The organism is Pseudomonas brassicae (genome assembly GCF_010671725.1).
GTDB classification, from domain to species: domain Bacteria; phylum Pseudomonadota; class Gammaproteobacteria; order Pseudomonadales; family Pseudomonadaceae; genus Aquipseudomonas; species Aquipseudomonas brassicae.
In genome coordinates, this window is the sequence record NZ_JAAHBU010000593.1 from 1 (window position 1) to 1608 (window position 1608).

General features: G+C 47.0%; 2 protein-coding genes. Both read right to left on the reverse strand.

Going from position 1 to position 1608, the window contains the following annotated elements:
* The coding region (locus G3436_RS26420) for a TIR domain-containing protein (protein ID WP_163951279.1) at nucleotides 1–821 on the reverse strand (821 nt) is incomplete at its 3' end.
* Between the two features lie 128 nt (nucleotides 822–949).
* Complete coding sequence (locus tag G3436_RS26425; RefSeq protein ID WP_163951282.1) at nucleotides 950–1375, reverse strand: toll/interleukin-1 receptor domain-containing protein; 426 nt, start codon at nucleotides 1373–1375, stop codon at nucleotides 950–952.
* Between the last annotated feature and the right edge of the window lie 233 nt (nucleotides 1376–1608).

The following is a 1608-nucleotide window of genomic DNA, read 5'->3' on the forward strand; positions in this document are numbered from 1 at the left end:
GCTGTACTGTCAGTATTAAAAATCGCGTTAAGCCTTCCCTCAAGCCCAGGAATGTAGCCTGTGTCATGGCATATTATAGAACCTGTGTTTTCGGTAGCAGCCAACGTTACCTGGATGCCCTCCGCAGGATCCCAAGAAGATATCAAGGCCGCCGGATAATTACTGTGCGCCACGAGCAGTTTATAGTGACGGCGAGTAGGAATTGTCAATGTGACTTTTCCGTTTGCGTCTGTCTGCCCGCCCTTGGTGGTTCCGTTATCTGCAATAGCTACAACAGTTGCTGACCCCACCAAAGCACCAGTGGCGGAGATAACTGATACGCTGGGTGTTTGAGGCTCAAATCGAGGAATTGTTGTGGTCGAAAACAGTGCTTTCCGAATAGCTTCAGATGGTACCGTTCTACCGTTATTGATTAACTTCTTGTGAATTACCTCGACGAATTTTTCTGGCGAGCGCTCGGTTAGCGAAATATAACCAGTGGTTGGTAGTACACCGGGTATCTGAGTATCATCGAAGCGAGCTGGAAGTATGTATTCCCTACCTTCCTGGAAGGCCCTAGCTTGCATGGCAGTGCGTTCATGGGTTGTCCAAAGCTTCTTTGCATAATGCTCTGAAACGAACATGATGGTATAAAAAGCTTTATTCATATAGATATCGGACAAATAATCGTAGAGATTCTCACCCCAGAGATTAGCCTCGTCAAACCTATCATAGAAAACTTTTACTCCGGAGCTCTGCAAAAGGTTCGCGACCTGGTCAACATATCCACGATCTTCTCCGGCGAATGAGAGGGCGATATCGAATTCGCGATTATCAGACATACTCTAATCCTTTAAATATTTTACGTGCAGGACACTCACAGTAGCTTCCGTGCGAGAAGTCCAGGGAGCTAGCAGTAGCCTGGGCGGCAAGAGCTAGACGGTCATGTGATCGCGGACTTGCTAGGCTCTCAGAGCGAGCGCGCGTAAGTACCATTCGAGTGAGTACGCGGATACCAGGCAGCCAGCTGGCCATCATCGGCGCGCTCAAGGCGCCTGTAAATATCGATGTATTCATTACCGTAGTTTTGGCCGTGCTCTCTCGTCGGAATCACCAAAATCCTTTCGTGCTGCTTAACACCATCGGCATAACCAATTTCCCAAGGGCACCATCTAGAGGCGAGAGAATTGGGGGTAGCTAAGAACAGAAACATCTCAGATTCCCGGATTTTGTTCTTGATTTGCCGTGCAGTATCACCATTAGTGGTTTCAGGCATCTCGCTATCCATCCAATCAACGTACAGCAGCACACCTTCTTCCTTGAAGATTTGAATCAGGCCTTCAACAAGCGTTCTGTCACGATGGCTATGACAAAGAAACGCGGTTTTATAGCCCATCGCGCGTGCATTCTGAGAGTTTATAGCAGTGCCGAAACTAGACTTTTTCTGTTAGCAGCAGAACGAAGGGTACCGAGATCAATAAGCATTACAAACTTTCCCTTGAGGCTTTTCTATACTAGAAACAAGTTTGTTTCGATTGAATTATTTATCCACCACATACAAATCACTCGAAGGCTGTCAGAAAATTTTTACTGCAGCCCAGATTGAGGAGACGATTGCGTCCATGAAAA